The sequence below is a fragment of the Mycobacterium sp. IDUB_9 genome (assembly GCF_055419505.1).
On sequence record NZ_JBVAXU010000007.1, the window covers coordinates 190,065 to 207,711 of the forward strand.

Genomic DNA, 17,647 nt, shown 5'->3' on the forward strand with positions numbered 1-17,647 from the left:
CGCCGCTATTCGGGTTTCGCCCGGTTCTTCTTCGACAGCCGGAAATCGGGCGGGAACTTGCTGTCGTTGTCGTTGACCGCAGCCGACAGGCCGGAATCGATCGACTCGAACATGTCAAGGTCGTCGTCGCTGTCGTTGGCCACCCCGTTGCCCATCGACTCGAAGAACGCGGACAGCAGGCTACCCATGTACTCACCCTGCTGCTGCTTGAAGATCTCGAAGAACATCTTCTGCTGAAAGACGGTGTCCACCGGCCGGTTCCGGGTACAGGCCAGCGCATACTTCTGCACTTCGACTTCCAGCTGATCGCGGGCTACCACCTTGTTCAGGAAATTGCAGTCGTACATCTCCGCCGCCGTGAACGGGCGCCCGGTGAAGACCATCTCCTGAAACTTGCGCAGGCCCATCATCTGGACCCAGGTCCACATGCGTGGCCCCCAGCCGTGGTACCGGAAAGACGGATGACCGAACAAAGCGTCGTCAGACGAGATCACCAGATCAGCATCGGCGCACTGATAGAAATGCCAGCCGTAGCAGTACCCCTTGGCCTCGACGATGCTGATCTTCTTGAAGTCCTGCAGCGCACGGTTGCCGGCCTGGGAGTTCGCATACCACGAGCTGATGGTGGCCCCGTTACGGAACGTGCCCTTCGGCGGGTACGTCACCTCGCCCACCCCATCGTCCTCCAGCCGCAACTCCGCCAGCCGCACCGCCGGATTGTCGTTGCCCTCCATGAATTCCGGAAGATCCGCCCCGCTACCCAGGTTGTCCCCGACACCCCGGATGATCACCACCTTGACGTCGTTGTCGGCGTTGGCCGCCCGCAGCACATCGGCGTAGCGCAGCCGGGCCATCGACGTAGGCGCGTTGAGGAACTCCGGCCGGTTGAACGTGATGGTGGCGATCTTGGTCCTGGGGTCCTTCTCGTAGAGGATGATCTCTTCAGGTTTGGGCCGATCTGCGGCAGAGGGCTGGAGACGCTCAGACATGTGCGACCTCGCTGTCGGACGGGGCCCGGGTGAGCACCTCGGGACCATTGGCGCCGATAACCACGGCGTCACGGGTGAACACCGCACCGACGCCCGGCTCCCAGACGTAGCCGGTGACGGCGAGGACCATCCCCTCCTCAAGGACGTCGGCCTCGGCGGTCGCCCGCAGGCTCGGGGACACCACCGGCGGGTCGAATCCCAACCCGAGCCCGTGTGCCACCGGCATCGCCGGTACCGATTCGCCGGCCTGGTTGTACGCATCGAGCAGGGCACTCGCCGGCTTACCCGCACGGCAGGCATCAAGCAGCCTGTCCCACAGCTCATCCCGTCGCCGGTACAGCGATCTGACCGCATCTGTCGGTTCACCCACGTACACGGTGCGCGCGACCTCCGCCACGTAGCCGTCTGCGAGCACACCCGCCGACAACGCCACGAGATCGCCCTCGCTCACCCGGCCGTCTCCTTCGGCACGACGCCACGGATGATCCTTCGAGGTGACCCATGCGGCATCCTGTGTGGCCGGGGTGCTCACCCCACCGGCGGCTTCGGCCTCCAATATGGCACCGGCAAGGCTCTTCTCGGTGGTTCCCGGAACCAACCCGGCCACACCTTTGGCCAACCCCTCCCCGGCGACGGCCAAAGCCCGCCGCAATGCCAGGATCTCCTCGGGCGTCTTGACTCGACGCGCGGCCCGCATCGCCTGCTCACCGTCGACCAGTTCCGCGTTCGGGAACGCCATCGGCAGCAGCTTGGCGAAGGTCGGTGTCAGAGCATCGGTTCCGATGCGCCATGCCGAATCGGCGCCCTCGATGCTCTGCAGCACCCCAACCAGAGTCATCGGGTTCCACGCGAAGCCGTACAGATTCTCGTGTGGGATCTCCTCTGGGATGCCCTCGTCCCACGTGCTGTTCAGGTGGATCGCACCCGTGGCGCGGACGAACGTGCAGATCGGCCCGAAAGGCCGGGTACCTACCACCCACAGCTGTGGGGCGCCGGAGATGTACCGGACGTTCGCCTGCCTGCCGAGCACCAGCGCGTCGAGGTCATGGGCCTCCATCTGTGCGATGGCACGCGCCCGACGGCTGACCCGCAGCGCCCGGCCGTCGGCCTCGATTTCAGTTCCCACGGGACACCTCATAGGGGTCGTACGGATATGCAGTCAGCGGCATCCAGCCGCCCTCGGTCACCACCACGATCTCCTCGCCGCGATACCCGCCGGTGCCGTCCTCCCAGACCACCGGCTCGAACACCAGCAACATGCCCTCCGGGAAGACGAAGCTGTCGTCCCACTCCTGCCCGAGATCCGTTCCGATCATCGGCATTTCAGCTGCGCTGGTGCCGATACCGTGTCCCAGGTAGAAATGCGGCAGCCAGGGCTTCTGCCCGCCGCCGGCCGCAGTTGCCGCGCGGCCGAGGTCACCACACGTGGCACCGGCCTTCGTCACCGAAAGCACTGCGTCGACAATGCGACTCCACTTGTCGAATTGCTGCTGCTGGGCCGGCGTCGGGTCCTCACCGACGATCCACGTCCGCCCATGATCGGAACAGTAGCCGTGGTAGGCGATGGACACGTCGGTCCACAGCACGTCGCCCCGCTGCAGCTCGCGCTCGGTGGTCAGCAGGGGCAGGGCCAGATCGCCGGTGGTGGTCCAGGTGCCTTCCGCCTTCGACGCGGGCATCGCCTGCCAGATCGAATCGAACATGTTGGTCGTGGCACCCAACTCGAAAGTGCGGCGCACGAATTCGGCAGACAGGTCGATCTGGCGCACACCGGGCGTCAGCGACTTGTGGATCTCGGCGATGGCCTCTTCGGTGATCTGGCAAGCTCGGCGGATGCAGGCGATCTGGTCGATCGTCTTGACGAGTTTCGCCGCACCGACCACCGGGGCGGCATCCACCGGTGTGCTGGGAAACAGTGCACTGCCGGCCAATCGCATCGCCCCGGTCAACTCGTCGGTCGCGATCGTCGCACCGGCGGGCACCAAACCGGCCAGGATCCTCGCGAATTCCGCGACACCCTCGTCGAATTCGAGGTAGACCGGCCCATGCAAGTGCCCCTCGGGCAGACCTGTTTCCATGGCCGCGCCCTCCCGGAAAGGCAGGAACAGGTGTGGGTGTTCGTCATCGGCCAGCACGACCGCGATCGGCCGCTCGACGTGCGACAGTCCCGCGTCGGCCAACGGCCAGGCGATACCGGTGGCATACATGACGTTGCTGTTGCCGAGCAGCACGAGCGCATCGACGCCCTGGTCGGCCATCGCGGCATGCAACCGGGCACCGACCTCTCGACGCATCCGGGCGACGTCGGGCTCGTCGGGAATATCGAACGGCGTGTAGCCGGTTCGGGCGATCTGAGTTACGCCCGAATTGGTGAGGGTACTCATGCTGTTGCCCCGATTGCTCCTCACGTGCGCAGCCCCAGGAACTTCTGGATGTTGGTGGACACGATCTTGACGGCGTTCTCCGGGCCGACTGCGTTCACCACCGTGGCCAGGGACTTCTCCGAGTAGCCGAAGGTGGATTCGTTGTGCGGGTAGTCACTGGACCACATCACGTTGTCGACGCCGATCTCATCGATGAGCCGCAGGCCCAGCGGATCGACCATGAACGACGCGGCCATGTGCTGGTCCCAATAGTGCCGCACCGGGTGCTGCAGTTCGTGGTTGAACATGTGCCGGTAGGAGGCCAGCATGTGCTCGGCATCCTGCAATGCGGTGGGCACCCAGGCTATTCCACCTTCGAACCAGCCGATCTTGAGGCTCGGATGCCGATCCAGAATTCCGGAGAATACGTACTTGGCGAACTGCTCACGGAAGGAGTCCACGTTGACCATCATGCCGACCACGACGCTGTTGTTCTGGCACGGAGTCTTGGGCGGGGTCTCCCCGATGTGGTGGCTGACCGGCAGGCCGGCGGCCTCGATCTCGTCCCAGACCGCGTCCATCTCGGTGCTGCCGTAATCGTAGATGTTGCCCTCGTCGTCCTTGCCCGGGTTCAGCGGCAGCAGGAACGTCTTGAGCCCCAGCGATTTCAGCTGCTCGAGGGTACTGCGAGTGCCGGCCGGATCCCACCAGTTGATCAACCCGACCCCGTAGAAATGGCCATTGCTGCTTTCCTGGAGTTCGGCCATCACCTCGTTGTAAATGCGGAACACCCGCTCACGAATCCCCTTGTCCGGGTAGTGGAAAAGGGCGAGCACAGCGTTGGGGAAGGCGAGTTCCCGGTCGATACCGTCTTCTTTGAGCTCCCGGATGCGGGCGGTGATGTTGTTGGATGCCGCACCGGCCAGGTCGTCGTACTGCATGAGCACCCGGCCGAAATCGCCACCGGTCCACGCTTTGCCCTTCATCCCGACCATGTAGGCGCCGTCCTCGTACCAGATCCGGGGGGCGGCACCTTTGAGGTCGTCGGGGAAGCGCTCGTAGAAGATGTCGTCGGCCACCGAGATGTGGTTGTCGGCCGAGAAGATCGTGGTGTCTTCAGGGAGCCCGGTCAGACCTCCCTCCGTCGCGTGGCCGCGGCGATTCTTCGGTGCGCCAAAGCCTTCCGGCGGATAGAGGGTAGTCGAAGCAGTCATCTGTGGTACTCCAATCAGGGCTGTCGGTTACCAAGTCACGGGAAGTTCGTAGACGCCGTAGGCGAGGCGGTCGTGCTTGAACGGCACCTCGTCGAGCGGAACGGCCAGGCGCAGGGTCGGGATCCGGCGCAGCAAGGTGTGGAAGACGATCTGCAGTTCGGCGCGCGCCAACTGCTGTCCGACGCACTGGTGGCGACCGTAGCCGAAGCCCAATTGCTGTCCGGCATCCCGGCTGAGGTCCAGCTTGTCGGGCTCCGGGTAGGCCTTGGCGTCCCAGTTGGCCGGAGACAGGTCGATGATGACGCCGTCACCGGCGCGGATGGTCTCGCCGCTGATCTCGATGTCCTCGAGTGCCACCCGGCGCTGGCCGGTCTGGATGATGGACAGGTAGCGCATCAGTTCCTCGACCGCGTTGGCGATCACCTTCGGATCGTCGGCCGTACGCAGGAAGTCGGCCTGCTCGGGGTTCTCGAGCAGCGCCAGGATGCCGATGCCGATCATGTTGGCGGTGGTCTCGTGCCCGGCGATCAGCAGGCCGGTGCCCAGCTGTGCGGCCTCCTTGACGCTGATCTCCCCGGCGGTCACCCGCTCGGCCAGGTCGGACACGGCGTCCTCGGACGGATTGGCCTGCTTCTCCTCGACCAGATTGATCAAGTACTGGTGCAGGCTCATCGCGCCCTTCTGCATGGCATCCGCTGCGGCGTAACGGGCCAGGCCGGCGTTGGCGTGCTCCTGGAAGAACTCGTGGTCTTCGTAGGGGACACCGAGCATCTCGCTGATCACCACGGTGGGCACCGGCAGAGCCAGCTTGGCGACCAGGTCGGCGGGCTGCGGACCGGCCAGGATCTCGTCGATGCACTCGTCGGTGATCTTCTGGATGGCCGCGCGCAACGCCTCGACCCGACGGAACGTGAACGGCTTGGACAGCATCCGGCGGAAACGGGTGTGCTCCTCGGCGTCGGAGGTGAACACCGAGCGCGGCCGTTTGTCCACGGTGGAGAGCATGTGCTCATTCCAGTGCGGGAAGCCCGAGATCCGGTCGTCCACGCTGATCCGGGCGTCGGCGAAGAGGGTCCGGGCCTCTTCGTGGCCGGTGATCAACCATGGCGTGCTGCCGTTCCAGATCTTCACGCGGAACAGGCCTTTGGGGTTGCCCAGCATGGGTGGCGGCGGCGCGAACGGGCACCGCACGTCGCGCTCCATCGGGTAGTCGGGGATGTCGGTGGTGGTCACGGAGTCGGCAAGGGTTTCAGACATTCGGTGTCATTCCTCGATCTCGATGGCTAGGGCTGGGCAGGCCGCTGCGGCGCGGCGGGCATTGTCGGTTTGGTCCGGGTCGGGAGCAGGTTCGAGTAGGACCACTACGCCGTCTTCGTCGCGCTGGTCGAACACCTCGCCGGCGTTGAGCACGCACTGCCCCGACGAGACGCACTTGTCCTGGTCGACAGTGACTTTCATATGAGGTCGCTTTCTTGAGTAACCGGCGCCATCCAGAGGCCGACGATCGCGTCGATCAGTCCCGATGCCGCGCCCTGCCAGGACGCCCGCGGTACGTTGCCGCCCTGCGCCATCGCACGTTCACGATCAGCGGCACTGTGCATCAACAGGTTGCGCGCCATGATGTTGCGTTCGGCCCGGATCTCGTCGGGCAGATCGGGCAGGCAGTTCTTCATCCCGTCGATAACCTGCACCAGCGACTCCGAACTCAGGGCGTCGCGGACCACGATGTTGTGGTAGGCGGGGTCGGTCATAACCTGCGCGGCGAACCTGGCGTACCAGGTCGGGTTCCCGAGCGCTGCAAGGTGATCGGTGAGTGGCTGCACCAGGCAGGCGACCCAGTCCCGTAGCCCCGACGCGTCACCGATGTCGGCGACCATCTGCTCACGCAGGTACTCGATCGGGCCGCGGTGCTTGTGCTCGATCGCGCGGACCAGATCGGTCTTGGTGCCGAAGTGGTAGCCGACCGCGGCGTTGTTGCCCTGCCCGGCGGCCTCGCTCACCTGCCGGTTGGACACCGCGAACACACCGTGCTCGGCATAGAGCCGCTCGGCCGCCTTGAGGATCGCCTCCTGGGTGCTGCTGGCCCGGTCGGCGCGAGCGGTCCGGTTGGCTGCTGTCACCGTTACAGTCAACGCTCCCCCTGTAATTAAGTCAAGCAGTTGATTTAAACTCGTCGGACGCTGGTCGGCGGCCGTTCCGCCGCCTCGCCGGAGCTACGCTTTTGGCTGGATAACCGGGTTTTCGACCAGAACCGTAGCGTCGGCGCCGGAGTTCAGGACTTAGGCTTGCGGACGAGGACCTTGCCCGCGACCGTGCCCCCGTCGATCGGCAACACGGTCCCGGTCACGTACCGCGACCGGTCGGTGGCGAAGTACAGGGCCGCCTCGGCCACGTCCTCGACTGTGCCCTCCCGCTTGAGCGGGCGGTCGTTGCGCATCTGGGCACGGATCCCGGCCTCGAACTCCTCGATGCGCTCGCGCTCGTCAGGGGAAGCCGACTTGGCCACGATCGCCGTGCGGATATTTCCCGGCGCGATGGCGTTGACCCGGATCTCGTAGTGGGCCAACTCGATCGCCGCGGACTTGGTGAACTGGATGACCGCCGCCTTGGACGCGCGATACGTCATCACCCCGCCGCCGGCCTGGATCCCCCCGATCGAGGTCAGGTTGAGGATCGATCCGCCTCCGTGCTCGGCCATGTACCGCGCGGCATCACGGGTGCCGGCCATGACAGCACGGACATTGACCCGCATCACGGTGTCGAAATCGGCGAGATCGTCGTCGAGGAAACGACGGTGCATCCGGCCCGAGACCCCGGCGTTGTTGACCATGACGTCCAGGCCGCCGAAGGTCTCCACCGCTGTCGACACCAGACGCCCCACCTGCTCGACGTCGCCCACGTCGGTGAACAGGAACGCGGCGTTGTCACCGAGTTCGGCGGCCAGCGCCTTGCCGCGATCCTCGTCGATGTCACCGATCACCACCTGGGCACCCTCGGCCGCGAAGCGGCGCACCAGACCTTCACCGAGACCTGACGCCCCGCCGGTGACGACCGTGACTTTTCCGGCCAGCTCGTTCATTGCACCTCTTTCAGGAATTCCAGCAGCACCGCGGTGAGCGCGGCCGGCTGTTCGATCTGCGGGCAGTGCCCGGCGCCGGGAATCACCGCACTACGGGCACCGGCGATCTGGCCGGCGATTTCGGCGGCCCAACCGGACGGCAGCAGCTTGTCACGCTCCCCCTCGACGATCATGGTCGGCACCCCGATGCGGTCATAGGCCCGTTGCGACGAAGGCATCGCCGGCGCCTCGAGTCCGGGCCGCCGAAATCGAGCCGCGGCCAGGCTTTCCCAGGCCCCCGGCGCAATGCTCGACTCGTATCTCCGCTGCACATAAGCCTCGTCGGCCGGATAGGCCAGATCGGCGAACAGTGCGGTGACGATGCGACGCATCCCGTCGATGGTCGCGTCGTAGTCGTACAACGCCGCCGAGAACTCGTTGCGCTGAATCTCCCCTCCCCCGCAGATCGCGGTGAGCGATCGCACGGGGAGCCGCGGGGCATCCGAGGTGGCATCGACCAGCAGGTTGATCGCCCCCATCGAGTTGCCGACGAAATGGGCTTGAGCGACGTCGAGTTCGGCGCAGAATCGGGCAATGTGCCGGATCCGCATTCCCCGACCGTCATTGAAATCGATGACCTTGGCACTCTCACCGAAACCCAGCATGTCGGGTGCCAGCACGCGGTAATGCTCGGAGAGTGCGCCGATGGCGTGCTCCCAACCCAGTTCGGCACCGGCGCCGAACTCGCCGCCGTGCAGCAGCACGACGGGGTCACCTTGCCCGGCTTCCAGGTAGCTGGTGGTCAGACCGTCGACGTCAATGGTCTTGCGTACGAATGTGCGCTGGGCCGTCATTGGGCGACTCCGTCGGACCGGCCGAACGTCAACAGCTGGGTGGCCAGCATGTCGAGTTGGCCGCGTACCGGCCCGTCGGCCAATTCGCCTGCCTCGTCCCAGATCTGATCGGCCGAGTTGATCGCCACCCCCAACGGTGTGGGCCAGGCCCGCAACGCATGACCGATCGAACGCAACTGCCCCAGCGTTCCTACCGCGGCCTGCCAACCGTAGGCGCAACTGATGCAACCCCACGGGGTGTTGTCCAGGTATACCCGTGGATCCTCCCGCAGGTCCTCAATGTAGTCGAGGGCGTTCTTGACCAGACCGGAGATCGCGCCGTGGTAACCGGGTGAGCCCACCACCACGGCGTCGGCGTCTCGCAGCGCGGAGACGAACTCCAGCGCCGCGGGTGTGCGCTCCAACGAGTGCGGCGCATACATCGGCAGCTCCAGATCAGGTCCCGCGAACATCCGGGTCCGGCCGCCCTGGCGCTCCACCGATTCCAGGCAATAGCGCACCACCCGCTCGGTCGACGAATCGGCGCGCAGCGTACCGCCGAGCCCGACGACGAACGGGACTTTCTCGGCTGACGTCATGTCTTCCTCATTTGATCGCAATGGGATTCACCGGTGACCCGACCGCACCGGTCACCCGCAGCGGAGGCGCAATCAGCTGGAATTCGTACACACCATCGGCGGCACAATCGGCGGCCAGTGCGCCCAGATCCCAGTATTCACCGAGCATCAGGCCCATGTCGCGCAGACAGAGCATGTGCATCGGCAAGAAGGTCCCCTCGACACCGTTGGCGGGGTCAGGATCCTCGACCATCAGGTTGTCGGCGGCCACCGCGGCCACCTGATGGTCGTGCAGCCAGGAGGCGCAGCGCCAATCCAGCCCGGAGCCAGGCTCGGTGCCGTCGCCGCTGGCCAAAAACCTCGTCCACCAACCGGTGTGCACCACAACGATGTCTCCGGGGGTGATGGTGACCCCTTGGGCTGCGGCCACGTCGTCGAGCTCAGCCGCGCCGATCGGGTTGCCGGGTTCCAGGAATTGGCCGGCACCTCGGTGACGGACCACGTCAAGCAGCACCCCGCGCGAGGTGATGCCCTTACCGTCCACCTTGTCGATACCGCAGTGGAAGGCACCGAAGCTGGTGACCGAATCGGCGGGGAATCCGTTGTAGAGCTTGTCCTCGTAATAGACATGCGACAGCGCGTCCCATTGTGTGGCGGCCTGCAGCGGCATGACGATCATGTCGTCGTTGAAGCGGAACGGATTGTCCACGAAGAACTCGCTGACCTGGTGGGCCACCGAATTACGCAGCCATTGCGGGCCGTACTGAGTCAACGTGTTGGCGTCCCCGCCGTCGACCGTCATCACGTGCGTCGGGTTCTGCCGGAACTGGAACGCCCCCTGTGGACCGGCCGAGGAGAAGTCACCGCCGAGCGCGAACACCTTGCCCTGCTTCACCAGTGAGGCACCATGGGCGACTTTGTCCGGGGTGATCAGGTTCAGGGTGCCGAGCTCGTCGGCATCCCCCCAGCGTCCCCAGTTGCGCACATCGTCGGCGACCTTGCGGAAGTCGCTCATCGTCCCGGACATGGTCAGCTCCTGTCGTCTGCGGCATCGAGCAGGGCCGACTCGCGCTGGGCGAGGATTCCGCCGTCCGCCCAGATCACCTGCCCGGTCACATAACTGGCTGCCGCGCTGCCGAGGAATGCCAGCACCGAAGCCTGCTCGGCAGCCTCGGATTTGCGGCCCAACGGTGTCGTGAACGAATCGAGAAACTGCTGCCCATAGGCGGTGCGCAGCTGGTCGAGGATCGGTGTCTCGGTAACCCCCGGCGCGCTGCAGTTGATCCGGATCCCGCGAGCCCCGAGTTCGGTGGCCCGCCACATCGCGTAGAGAATCATCGCCTCCTTGGACAACCGGTAGCCCCCGTCAGCAAGAGCATCGGGGTGGTCGGCGCACCATTGCAACCCCGCATCGACCGATCGGGTCTTGAGTAATCCCACTGTGGTCGCGCGGTTCTCGCGGTAACCCGAAGCCGCCAGCGAGGACACCGAGGTGATCGAACCACCCGCTGGGATCCGGTCCACCAACGCCTCGGTGAACTGCCGAGTGCCCAGAAAGTTGATCCGAACCACCAGAAGCGGGTTGCCGATGCCCGAGGACACGCCGGCCACATTGAAGAGGGCGTCCACCGGTCCGTCGATCGCGCCGGATGCACGATCGACGGACTCCGGGTCCGCAAGGTCCAGTTCGATGAACCTGTCGGGTAGGCGCTCGGGTGGCCGGACGTCCAGGCCCGTCACCCGGGCGCCGAGCTCACCCAGCGCGCGGGTCACCTCGGCGCCGATGCCCGACCCACAGCCGGTGACCACAACGTGCTTGCCGTCGTAGCGCACCAACTCGCTGATTGGGGTCACGTGTGCGGGTTCCTCTCAGCCGGCGGATTCGCGGGCTGACTTCTCGGCCTGAGCCGCCTTGACCCGACCCTCGTTGATCTCGGCCATCGCCTCGGGGATCTCGCCGGCGGTGAACTTGTCGCGGCCGGTGGGCAGGCCACCGAAGGCGTAGGTCTCGTCGAACAGTGGGGCCTCCGACGGGCGTCGACGCGCCTCGACCTTCTCGATGACCGGTTCCAGGCGCTTGGCCTTGTCCGCCACCGCTTTTGCGTCCCGCTCAATGAACTCGGGAAGGATCTCCTTGCCCATCAGCTCGATGGACTCCATGGTGCCTTCGTGGCTGCGCGGGTTGAGCAGCAGGATGATCTCGTCGACCCCGCTCGCCTCGTAGCTGCGCAGGAATTCGCGCACGGTGTCGGGCGAACCGATCGCACCGCGGCCGGGGCCGTACGCCAGTGTCGGATCCTCCTTGACCGCCTGCTCGTAACGCTCCCACACCTTGGTGCGGCCGGGGGTGTGCATCCCCGTCAGGTAGTAGTGCATGATCCCGAACGAGAAGAAGCCACCGCCGATTCCCAGACGCTTGAGTGCCTCGTCGTCCGACTTCGCCACCATCATCGACAGGTCACCGCCGATGGCAAGTACGTTGGGGTTGATCGCCGGGGTGATGGGTGCACCCTGCTCTTCGAATTCCTTGTAGTAACCGTCGACCCGTTCCTTGAGCGCCTCGGGACCGGTGTAGGCGAAGCTCAGCGCACCGATGGCCTTCTGGGCCGCCATCTGCACCGACGACGGGCGGGTGCAGGCGACCCACACCGGCGGGTGCGGTTTCTGCAGCGGCTTGGGAATGACGTTGCGGGCAGGCATCTCGACGTGCTCGCCTTTGAAGCCCGTGAAGGGGGCTTCCGTCATACAGCGGATCGAAACCTCAAGGGCCTCTTCCCACATGGTGCGCTTGTCGGCTGGGTCGATGTCGAAACCGCCCAGCTCGGCGACCGAGGAGCCCTCACCGGTGCCGAACTCGACCCGCCCGTTGGACAGGTGATCCAGGGTGGCGACCCGCTCGGCGATCCGGGCCGGGTGGTTGATCGGCGGGGGCAGGTGCATGACACCGAAACCCAACCGGATGTCCTTGGTGCGCTGGCTGGCCGCGGCCAGGAACATCTCCGGCGCGGTGGAGTGGCAGTACTCCTCGAGGAAGTGGTGCTCGGTCAGCCAGACGGTGGAGAAACCGGCCTTGTCGGCCGCCTCGACCTCGGTCAGCCCGTGCTGGAACAGCTGATGTTCGTCATCCTCCGACCACGGCCGGGGCAGTGGGAACTCGTAGAACAGCGAAATCTTCATCGGTTTCCTCCTGGGGTGTTGCTGACGTTGTCCTGGACTGTTTGATTGGCGGCGGGTGAAATAGGTTGTGCAACAAGCTGTTCGGCTTGGAGGTCGGCAATGTGTCTGGCTGCCACATACCCGAAGGTCATCGCAGGCCCGATGGTCGCGCCCGCACCGGCGTAGCTTCGGCCCATGACGGCGGCCGAGGCGTTGCCCACCGCGTAGAGCCCGTCCACGGCGGAATCGTCGGCACGCAGGACGCGCCCGTTCTCGTCGGTGCGCAGCCCGCCCGAGGTGCCCAGGTCGCCGAGGATGATCTGGAACGCGTAGTACGGCGGTTTACCGAGTGGACGCAGATTCGGGTTGGGCAGGGTCGGGTCTCCGTAATAGTTGTCGTATGCGCTGTCGCCGCGGTTGAAGTCGTCGTCGTGACCGGTCTGAGCCAACTGGTTGAACCGCTCGGCGGTGGCCTGAAGATTCTGTGCGGGTACACCGATCTTTCCGGCCAACTCCGCCCAGCTCTGCGCTTCGACCACCACACCGGAGTCCAGCCAGGCTCGCGGCACCTTGCGCCCGGTGGGAACGGGGGCGAACGGGATCTTCGGGATGGGCAGGTGCCCGCCCACCACGTACCGGTGGAACGAGTCGATGTCGGTGACCAGCCAACATGGGATATGGCCCACCCCTGATTGCTGGCCCTCGATCATCGCGTGGGCGAAATCCATATAGGGCGCGGCCTCGTTGATGAACCGCTTGCCCTCGCCGTTGACCACGAACTGTGACGGCATCATCCGCTCGTTGAGCATGAACTGCAGCCGCCCGTCGGGCCAGCAGATGGCCGGGAACCACCACGCCTCGTCGAGCAGTTCGGTGGCACCGCCGGCCTTCTCGCCGGCCCTGATACCGTCGCCGGTGGCGGCCGGATTGCCGAAGCTCCAGTCCTTCTCGAGTACCGGGAGGTGCTCCTTGCGCCAGGCGATGTCATGGTCGAAGCCGCCGGAGGCCAGGACCACGCCACCGGTGGCCCGGATCCGCAGCGGCTTGCCGTCACGTTCCACCACCGCGCCGAGCACCTCGCCGTCCGCACCGGTGATCAGCGAAGTCATCGGTGCATCCAGCCACAGCGGGACGTCGTGCTGCTTGAGTGCCAGCCGCATTCGGGCGGCCAGCGACTGTCCGATGGCCGCCATCCGGTCACCGAAAACCCGTGCCCGCACCATCCGCCAGATCAGCTTCAGCAGCACCGCCTTGCCGCGCCAGTTCTGTCGGATCTGGTAGAACAGCCGAAGATCCTTGGGCGCGAACCAGATTCCCTTGGGTGCCAGGGCCAGCGGGGCGAGCAACTCCTGCTCGTGTTCGCCGAGCTTGCGTAGATCGATGGCCGGGACGTTGATGGTGCTGCCCAGTGCCGAGCCGCCGGGCAGTTCCGGGTAGTAGTCGGCGTAGCCGGGCTTCCAGACGAACTCGAACCAGCCGCTGTTGCGCTCCAGGAAGTCCATCATCTCCGGCGCCGCCTCGACGTACTTTCGCAGCCTGGCATCGCTGACGGTGCCCTCGGTGATCTGCTTCAGGTAGTCGAACACCCCGTCGGGTGAGGGCACATAGCCGGCCCGGCGTTGCGACGGCGCTCCCGGCACCCAGATGCCGCCGCCGGAAAGGGCGGTGGAACCGCCGAAGTGGGAGGACTTTTCGACCACGAGGGTTTTGAGGCCGGCCGCGTCAGCCGTCAGCGCCGCCGTCATGCCGCCGCCCCCGGAACCGATGACAAGCACGTCGACCGTTTCGTCGAAGCCTTCATCGGCGGTCTGTGCAGTGGTGTCTGAATTCATGCTGCGATTCCTACCGCCGTCCTGATTGCGAATCCTGCGATCAATTCCGGTGCCGCCCGGTAAAAATGGTTCTCGGTCTGGTACCGCCCGTTGGCTGCCATCGCCGCGAATGCAGCCACCCAGGTGCGGATTTCATGCGCCGAGTTGCCCCCCTCGGTAGCGATGAAGTCGTTGGACCACTGGTCCAGATCGGTCAACCGACCTTGGTCGAAGATCTCCAGCAGGCTGTGGTCCCACTCGGGGTTCAGCGGCCGTAACGCACTGTCACCGTGGGCAAAGTCGTGTGCAGCCTGGCTCACTGCGCTCTGCCGGGCCAGCCGTTGTTCGTCGGTCATCGGGGCCCCGTGCACGATCCGGTCCAGCGCGGCCGGCGGGGCCGTCGCCAGCGTCGGGACCGGCGGATCATGCGACAGTCCACCGGAACCCAGTACCAGCACCCGCTTGTCGAGGGTGGCCAGAAAGGCACCGACCGCCGCACCGAGTGCTCGGGTCCGCGACAGCGGACCCAGCGGGGTGGCGACGGAATTGACGAAGATCGGCACGATGGGACGCGCTGTCGCTTCGCCGAATAACGCCTGCAGCGGCTGCACGGTGCCATGGTCGACGTCCATGCTCGTCGAGATGGCGACGTCGACGCCGGATTCCCAGGCCGCCTCGGCACATTGCCGGGCGATGTCGCCCGCGACGTCCAGCGCACCCCGATACGTCCCGTAGTCACCCACTCCGGCCGCGGCGGTGCCGATGCAGAAGGGGGGCATCAGCCGGTAGAAGAATCCGTTGTAGTGATCCGGCGAGAACGTCACGACGAGTTCGGGGTCGTAGTCGGCAACAAACTCGCGAGCACTCCCGACCGCTGCCCCGATCTCGTCGAGGAGGTCAGCCGACGGTCCCGGAAGATTCAGCAGTGGGCTGTGGGACATACAACACAGGGCTACTGGCACCGTTCACTCCTCCCTCCGTCAGATGGAGTACGTCGAACAGGGCTTTACTCAGTTCGGGGGCACGCTGGGCGATGTCGGCCCCGGCAATGCACCGATCCGGGCGCAGTACCAGCACCGATTCGGCGTGCACGTCGAACCAGGATTTGAGTGCACCCGTACGGTCACCGACGATCACCACGGATCCGTCGTCGTGGTCGGCGTCGTGGCCCGTCCAGAACAACTGGGTCTGCGGCCTGGCGGCGATGAACTTCGCGCCCAGGGCTTTCCAACGTGCGTAGGCCTGCTCGCCGAGCAATGCGCGCGGACTGTTGTTCCAGCACAGCACTGCGAAGTTGAGCCCGATCACATCGTCGAGCAGAACGTTCGACTGCTCGCGGGTGTCGACCCGGGGTTGGATGAACAACGTGCCCACGGGCGAGTCTGCCGTCGGCGGCTGCGGGTGGTAAACCGCGCCCTGGTCATAACGTGGCATCGGCTTGAACCGCATCTCCAACACGTAGCGCTTGAGCGCCGGAACTACCGATGCACCGCGAATCAGCTTGTCCCGCAACATCGCAACCTTGCGATTGGTGGGCGAGATGACCCGCCCCACCAGGGTGGAGAGATCGATCATGGCTCGGGCGTGCTTGCGGCGCTCGGTGTCGTAGCTGTCCAGCAACTCCTCGGCTGCCTGGCCCTTGGCGACCGCGGCCAGCTTCCAGCCGAGGTTGGCGGCATCCCGGATACCGCTGTTGTATCCCTGCCCCTGCCACACCGGCATCAGGTGCGCGGCGTCGCCGGCCAACAGGAATCGGCCCTTACGGAAGTTGCCGGCGATACGGGAATGGTGGGTGTAGACCCGGCGACGGATCACGTCCACCTGATCCGGATGCGGGACGAAGGGGGCCAGCAGCCGTGCCACGAAGTCGGGATCTTCGGCCTGCTCATCAGTTTCGTCGGCATGGATCATGAACTCGAACCGCCGGATGCCATGGGCGATCGAGATCGAGGCGTACGGCCTGTCCGGGTCGGCGCCGACCTCACTGTTCGGGTGTCCCAGTGGGTCATTTTCCAAATCGACCACCACCCAGCGGGTCGCTGAGGTGGTGCCCTCGAACGACACCCCCATCATGCCGCGGGTGGCGCTGCGCCCGCCGTCACAGCCGACCACGTAGCGCGCACGCACCGCGGGCAGGTCCGGTCCGAATTCGACCTTGACACCATCGGCGGTCTCGACGGCCGATTCCATCCGGCGTCCCCAAGCCACCTCCACGTGAGGGAACCGGTCCAGACCGACCAGCAGCTGTGCGTCGACGAGTGGCTGAACGAACCCGTTGCGCTTGGGCCAGCCGAATCGTGCGTCCGGGGGCGCCATTTCGGCCAGCAACCGGCGGCTGCCGTCGTAGAACCGCAGGATCTGATTGGGCACGGTGTGCGGCAGGACCGCCTCCACCAACCCGATGGACTGGAAGGTGCGCAGCGATTCGTCGTCGAGCCCGACGCCACGGGGGTAGTCGATGAGGGTGTCGCGTTCCTCCACCACGAGCGTCCGGACGCCCTGGATTCCGAGGACATTCGCCAGGGTCAGGCCGACCGGCCCGGCCCCGACGATGAGGACGTCCACCTCCTGGTCGGTCACGCCGGCCTGCTGTTCTTCGCGCGAGCGCTCATCGCCGGTCTGCCCAGCAGGAAGTCGAGATGCAGGCGGTTGAACGTCTCGGGGTCTTCGTATTGCGGCCAGTGCCCGCAGTCGGCCATCACCTCGAACACCGCACCCGGGATCATCTCCGAGATGCGTCTGCCCTCACTGACGTCGGCGGTAGGGTCATCGCTGGTCCACAAGACCAGAGTCGGCGCGGTGATCGAGCCGTATTCCTTCTCCCCCAGCAGGTTCCGAGCACGGATCTCGGGATCCTGCAGTGCCATGATGTCGCTCATCGCGGCGACGAAACCAGGCTGGCGGTACACCGCCTGACGACTCGCCACAATGTCGTCGTAACCCTTTGACTTGTCGGCCATCAACCACTTGATCCGGGCCTGCACGGTCTCCCAGCTCGGGTTCTCCGCGGCCGCCATCGACAGCGTGATGATCCGCTTCATCACCTCGGGGTCGGCTTGTGATCCACCGGCGGTGTTGAGTACCAACCGGTCGATGCGACCCGGATGATCGGCAGCGGCCCGCGCGGCCACCCAGCCGCCCAGCGATTCACCGGAGATGTGGGCACGGTCAGCGCCGATCGTGTCGAGGAAGCCGATCAGGTGATCGACATAGTGCGACACCTCCAGGGGATGTCCCGGCTTGTCGGTGTAGCCGTGCCCGAGCATGTCGATCGACCACGTCGAGAAATGCTCGGCGTGGGATTCCAGGTTGCGCACATAGGCCTCGGCATGTCCGCCCGACCCGTGCAGCAGAACGAGCACAGGCAGTTTCGGGTCGCCGGCATGCAGGTAGCGGGTACGGATGCCGCCGACATCGAGGTAGCCCTGCGAGAACGCCACGCCTTGGAGGTCAGCCCAGACGCTCTCGTGCTCGGTGGCCGAAACGGAACCGGATGCCGGCCCGGCGGCAGTGCTGGTCATGTTCCCCTCTCCGGAGATCGGGAGAATGATATTCTCCGAATTTGTAAGCACTTTGCTCATATAGCGCACACCAGAGTGCATTATTATCAGAGCATCACTCTCGCGGTTCTATCTGTCAAGGAGG

General features: G+C 65.5%; 17 protein-coding genes. All 17 read right to left on the reverse strand.

Features of this window, described 5'->3' with window-relative positions; translation table 11 throughout:
* Nucleotides 1–5: 5 nt before the first annotated feature.
* Nucleotides 6–989, reverse strand: coding sequence for an enoyl-CoA hydratase/isomerase family protein (locus tag ACZY08_RS25545; RefSeq protein ID WP_463747399.1), 984 nt, complete (start codon nucleotides 987–989; stop codon nucleotides 6–8).
* Nucleotides 982–2,115 (reverse strand): M24 family metallopeptidase, encoded by a 1,134-nt coding sequence (locus tag ACZY08_RS25550; protein ID WP_463747400.1) that lies wholly within the window; start codon nucleotides 2,113–2,115, stop codon nucleotides 982–984. Before ACZY08_RS25550 ends, ACZY08_RS25545 begins: the two co-directional genes overlap by 8 nt.
* On the reverse strand, nucleotides 2,105–3,373 hold the full coding sequence (locus ACZY08_RS25555; protein WP_463747401.1) for a M24 family metallopeptidase: 1,269 nt from the start codon (nucleotides 3,371–3,373) through the stop codon (nucleotides 2,105–2,107). The genes ACZY08_RS25550 and ACZY08_RS25555 overlap by 11 nt, the downstream gene beginning before the upstream one ends.
* A gap of 20 nt (nucleotides 3,374–3,393) precedes the next feature.
* On the reverse strand, nucleotides 3,394–4,566 hold the full coding sequence (locus ACZY08_RS25560; protein WP_463747402.1) for an amidohydrolase family protein: 1,173 nt from the start codon (nucleotides 4,564–4,566) through the stop codon (nucleotides 3,394–3,396).
* Between the two features lie 27 nt (nucleotides 4,567–4,593).
* Nucleotides 4,594–5,823, reverse strand: a complete 1,230-nt coding sequence (locus ACZY08_RS25565; protein WP_463747403.1) for a cytochrome P450 — start codon at nucleotides 5,821–5,823, stop codon at nucleotides 4,594–4,596.
* 6 nt (nucleotides 5,824–5,829) lie between these two features.
* A complete protein-coding gene (locus ACZY08_RS25570) occupies nucleotides 5,830–6,024 on the reverse strand; it encodes a ferredoxin (protein ID WP_463747404.1) in 195 nt (64 codons plus the stop codon).
* Nucleotides 6,021–6,686, reverse strand: coding sequence for a TetR/AcrR family transcriptional regulator (locus ACZY08_RS25575; RefSeq protein ID WP_463747405.1), 666 nt, complete (start codon nucleotides 6,684–6,686; stop codon nucleotides 6,021–6,023). Before ACZY08_RS25575 ends, ACZY08_RS25570 begins: the two co-directional genes overlap by 4 nt.
* Nucleotides 6,687–6,838: 152 nt before the next feature.
* A complete protein-coding gene (locus ACZY08_RS25580; RefSeq protein ID WP_463747406.1) occupies nucleotides 6,839–7,645 on the reverse strand; it encodes an SDR family NAD(P)-dependent oxidoreductase in 807 nt (268 codons plus the stop codon).
* Nucleotides 7,642–8,478, reverse strand: a complete 837-nt coding sequence (locus ACZY08_RS25585) for an alpha/beta fold hydrolase (protein WP_463747407.1) — start codon at nucleotides 8,476–8,478, stop codon at nucleotides 7,642–7,644. The genes ACZY08_RS25580 and ACZY08_RS25585 overlap by 4 nt, the downstream gene beginning before the upstream one ends.
* Complete coding sequence (locus ACZY08_RS25590) at nucleotides 8,475–9,056, reverse strand: NADPH-dependent FMN reductase (protein ID WP_463747408.1); 582 nt, start codon at nucleotides 9,054–9,056, stop codon at nucleotides 8,475–8,477. The genes ACZY08_RS25585 and ACZY08_RS25590 overlap by 4 nt, the downstream gene beginning before the upstream one ends.
* A gap of 7 nt (nucleotides 9,057–9,063) precedes the next feature.
* Nucleotides 9,064–10,062: a cyclase family protein gene (locus ACZY08_RS25595; protein ID WP_463747409.1), complete on the reverse strand. Its 999-nt coding sequence runs from the start codon at nucleotides 10,060–10,062 to the stop codon at nucleotides 9,064–9,066.
* A 2-nt stretch (nucleotides 10,063–10,064) separates the two neighbouring features.
* Nucleotides 10,065–10,889: a coniferyl-alcohol dehydrogenase gene (locus tag ACZY08_RS25600; protein WP_463747410.1), complete on the reverse strand. Its 825-nt coding sequence runs from the start codon at nucleotides 10,887–10,889 to the stop codon at nucleotides 10,065–10,067.
* Between the two features lie 15 nt (nucleotides 10,890–10,904).
* Entirely contained in the window at nucleotides 10,905–12,212 is a 1,308-nt protein-coding gene (locus ACZY08_RS25605; protein ID WP_463747411.1) for an LLM class flavin-dependent oxidoreductase, read from the reverse strand.
* The gene (locus ACZY08_RS25610) at nucleotides 12,209–14,023 is read right to left on the reverse strand and encodes an FAD-binding protein (protein WP_463747412.1); all 1,815 of its coding nucleotides are present in this window, start codon (nucleotides 14,021–14,023) and stop codon (nucleotides 12,209–12,211) included. Before ACZY08_RS25610 ends, ACZY08_RS25605 begins: the two co-directional genes overlap by 4 nt.
* Nucleotides 14,020–14,943 (reverse strand): 3-carboxyethylcatechol 2,3-dioxygenase, encoded by a 924-nt coding sequence (locus tag ACZY08_RS25615; protein WP_463747413.1) that lies wholly within the window; start codon nucleotides 14,941–14,943, stop codon nucleotides 14,020–14,022. The genes ACZY08_RS25610 and ACZY08_RS25615 overlap by 4 nt, the downstream gene beginning before the upstream one ends.
* The gene (locus ACZY08_RS25620; RefSeq protein WP_463747414.1) at nucleotides 14,900–16,582 is read right to left on the reverse strand and encodes a bifunctional 3-(3-hydroxy-phenyl)propionate/3-hydroxycinnamic acid hydroxylase; all 1,683 of its coding nucleotides are present in this window, start codon (nucleotides 16,580–16,582) and stop codon (nucleotides 14,900–14,902) included. The genes ACZY08_RS25615 and ACZY08_RS25620 overlap by 44 nt, the downstream gene beginning before the upstream one ends.
* Complete coding sequence (locus tag ACZY08_RS25625; RefSeq protein ID WP_463747415.1) at nucleotides 16,579–17,523, reverse strand: alpha/beta fold hydrolase; 945 nt, start codon at nucleotides 17,521–17,523, stop codon at nucleotides 16,579–16,581. Before ACZY08_RS25625 ends, ACZY08_RS25620 begins: the two co-directional genes overlap by 4 nt.
* Nucleotides 17,524–17,647 lie beyond the last annotated feature (124 nt).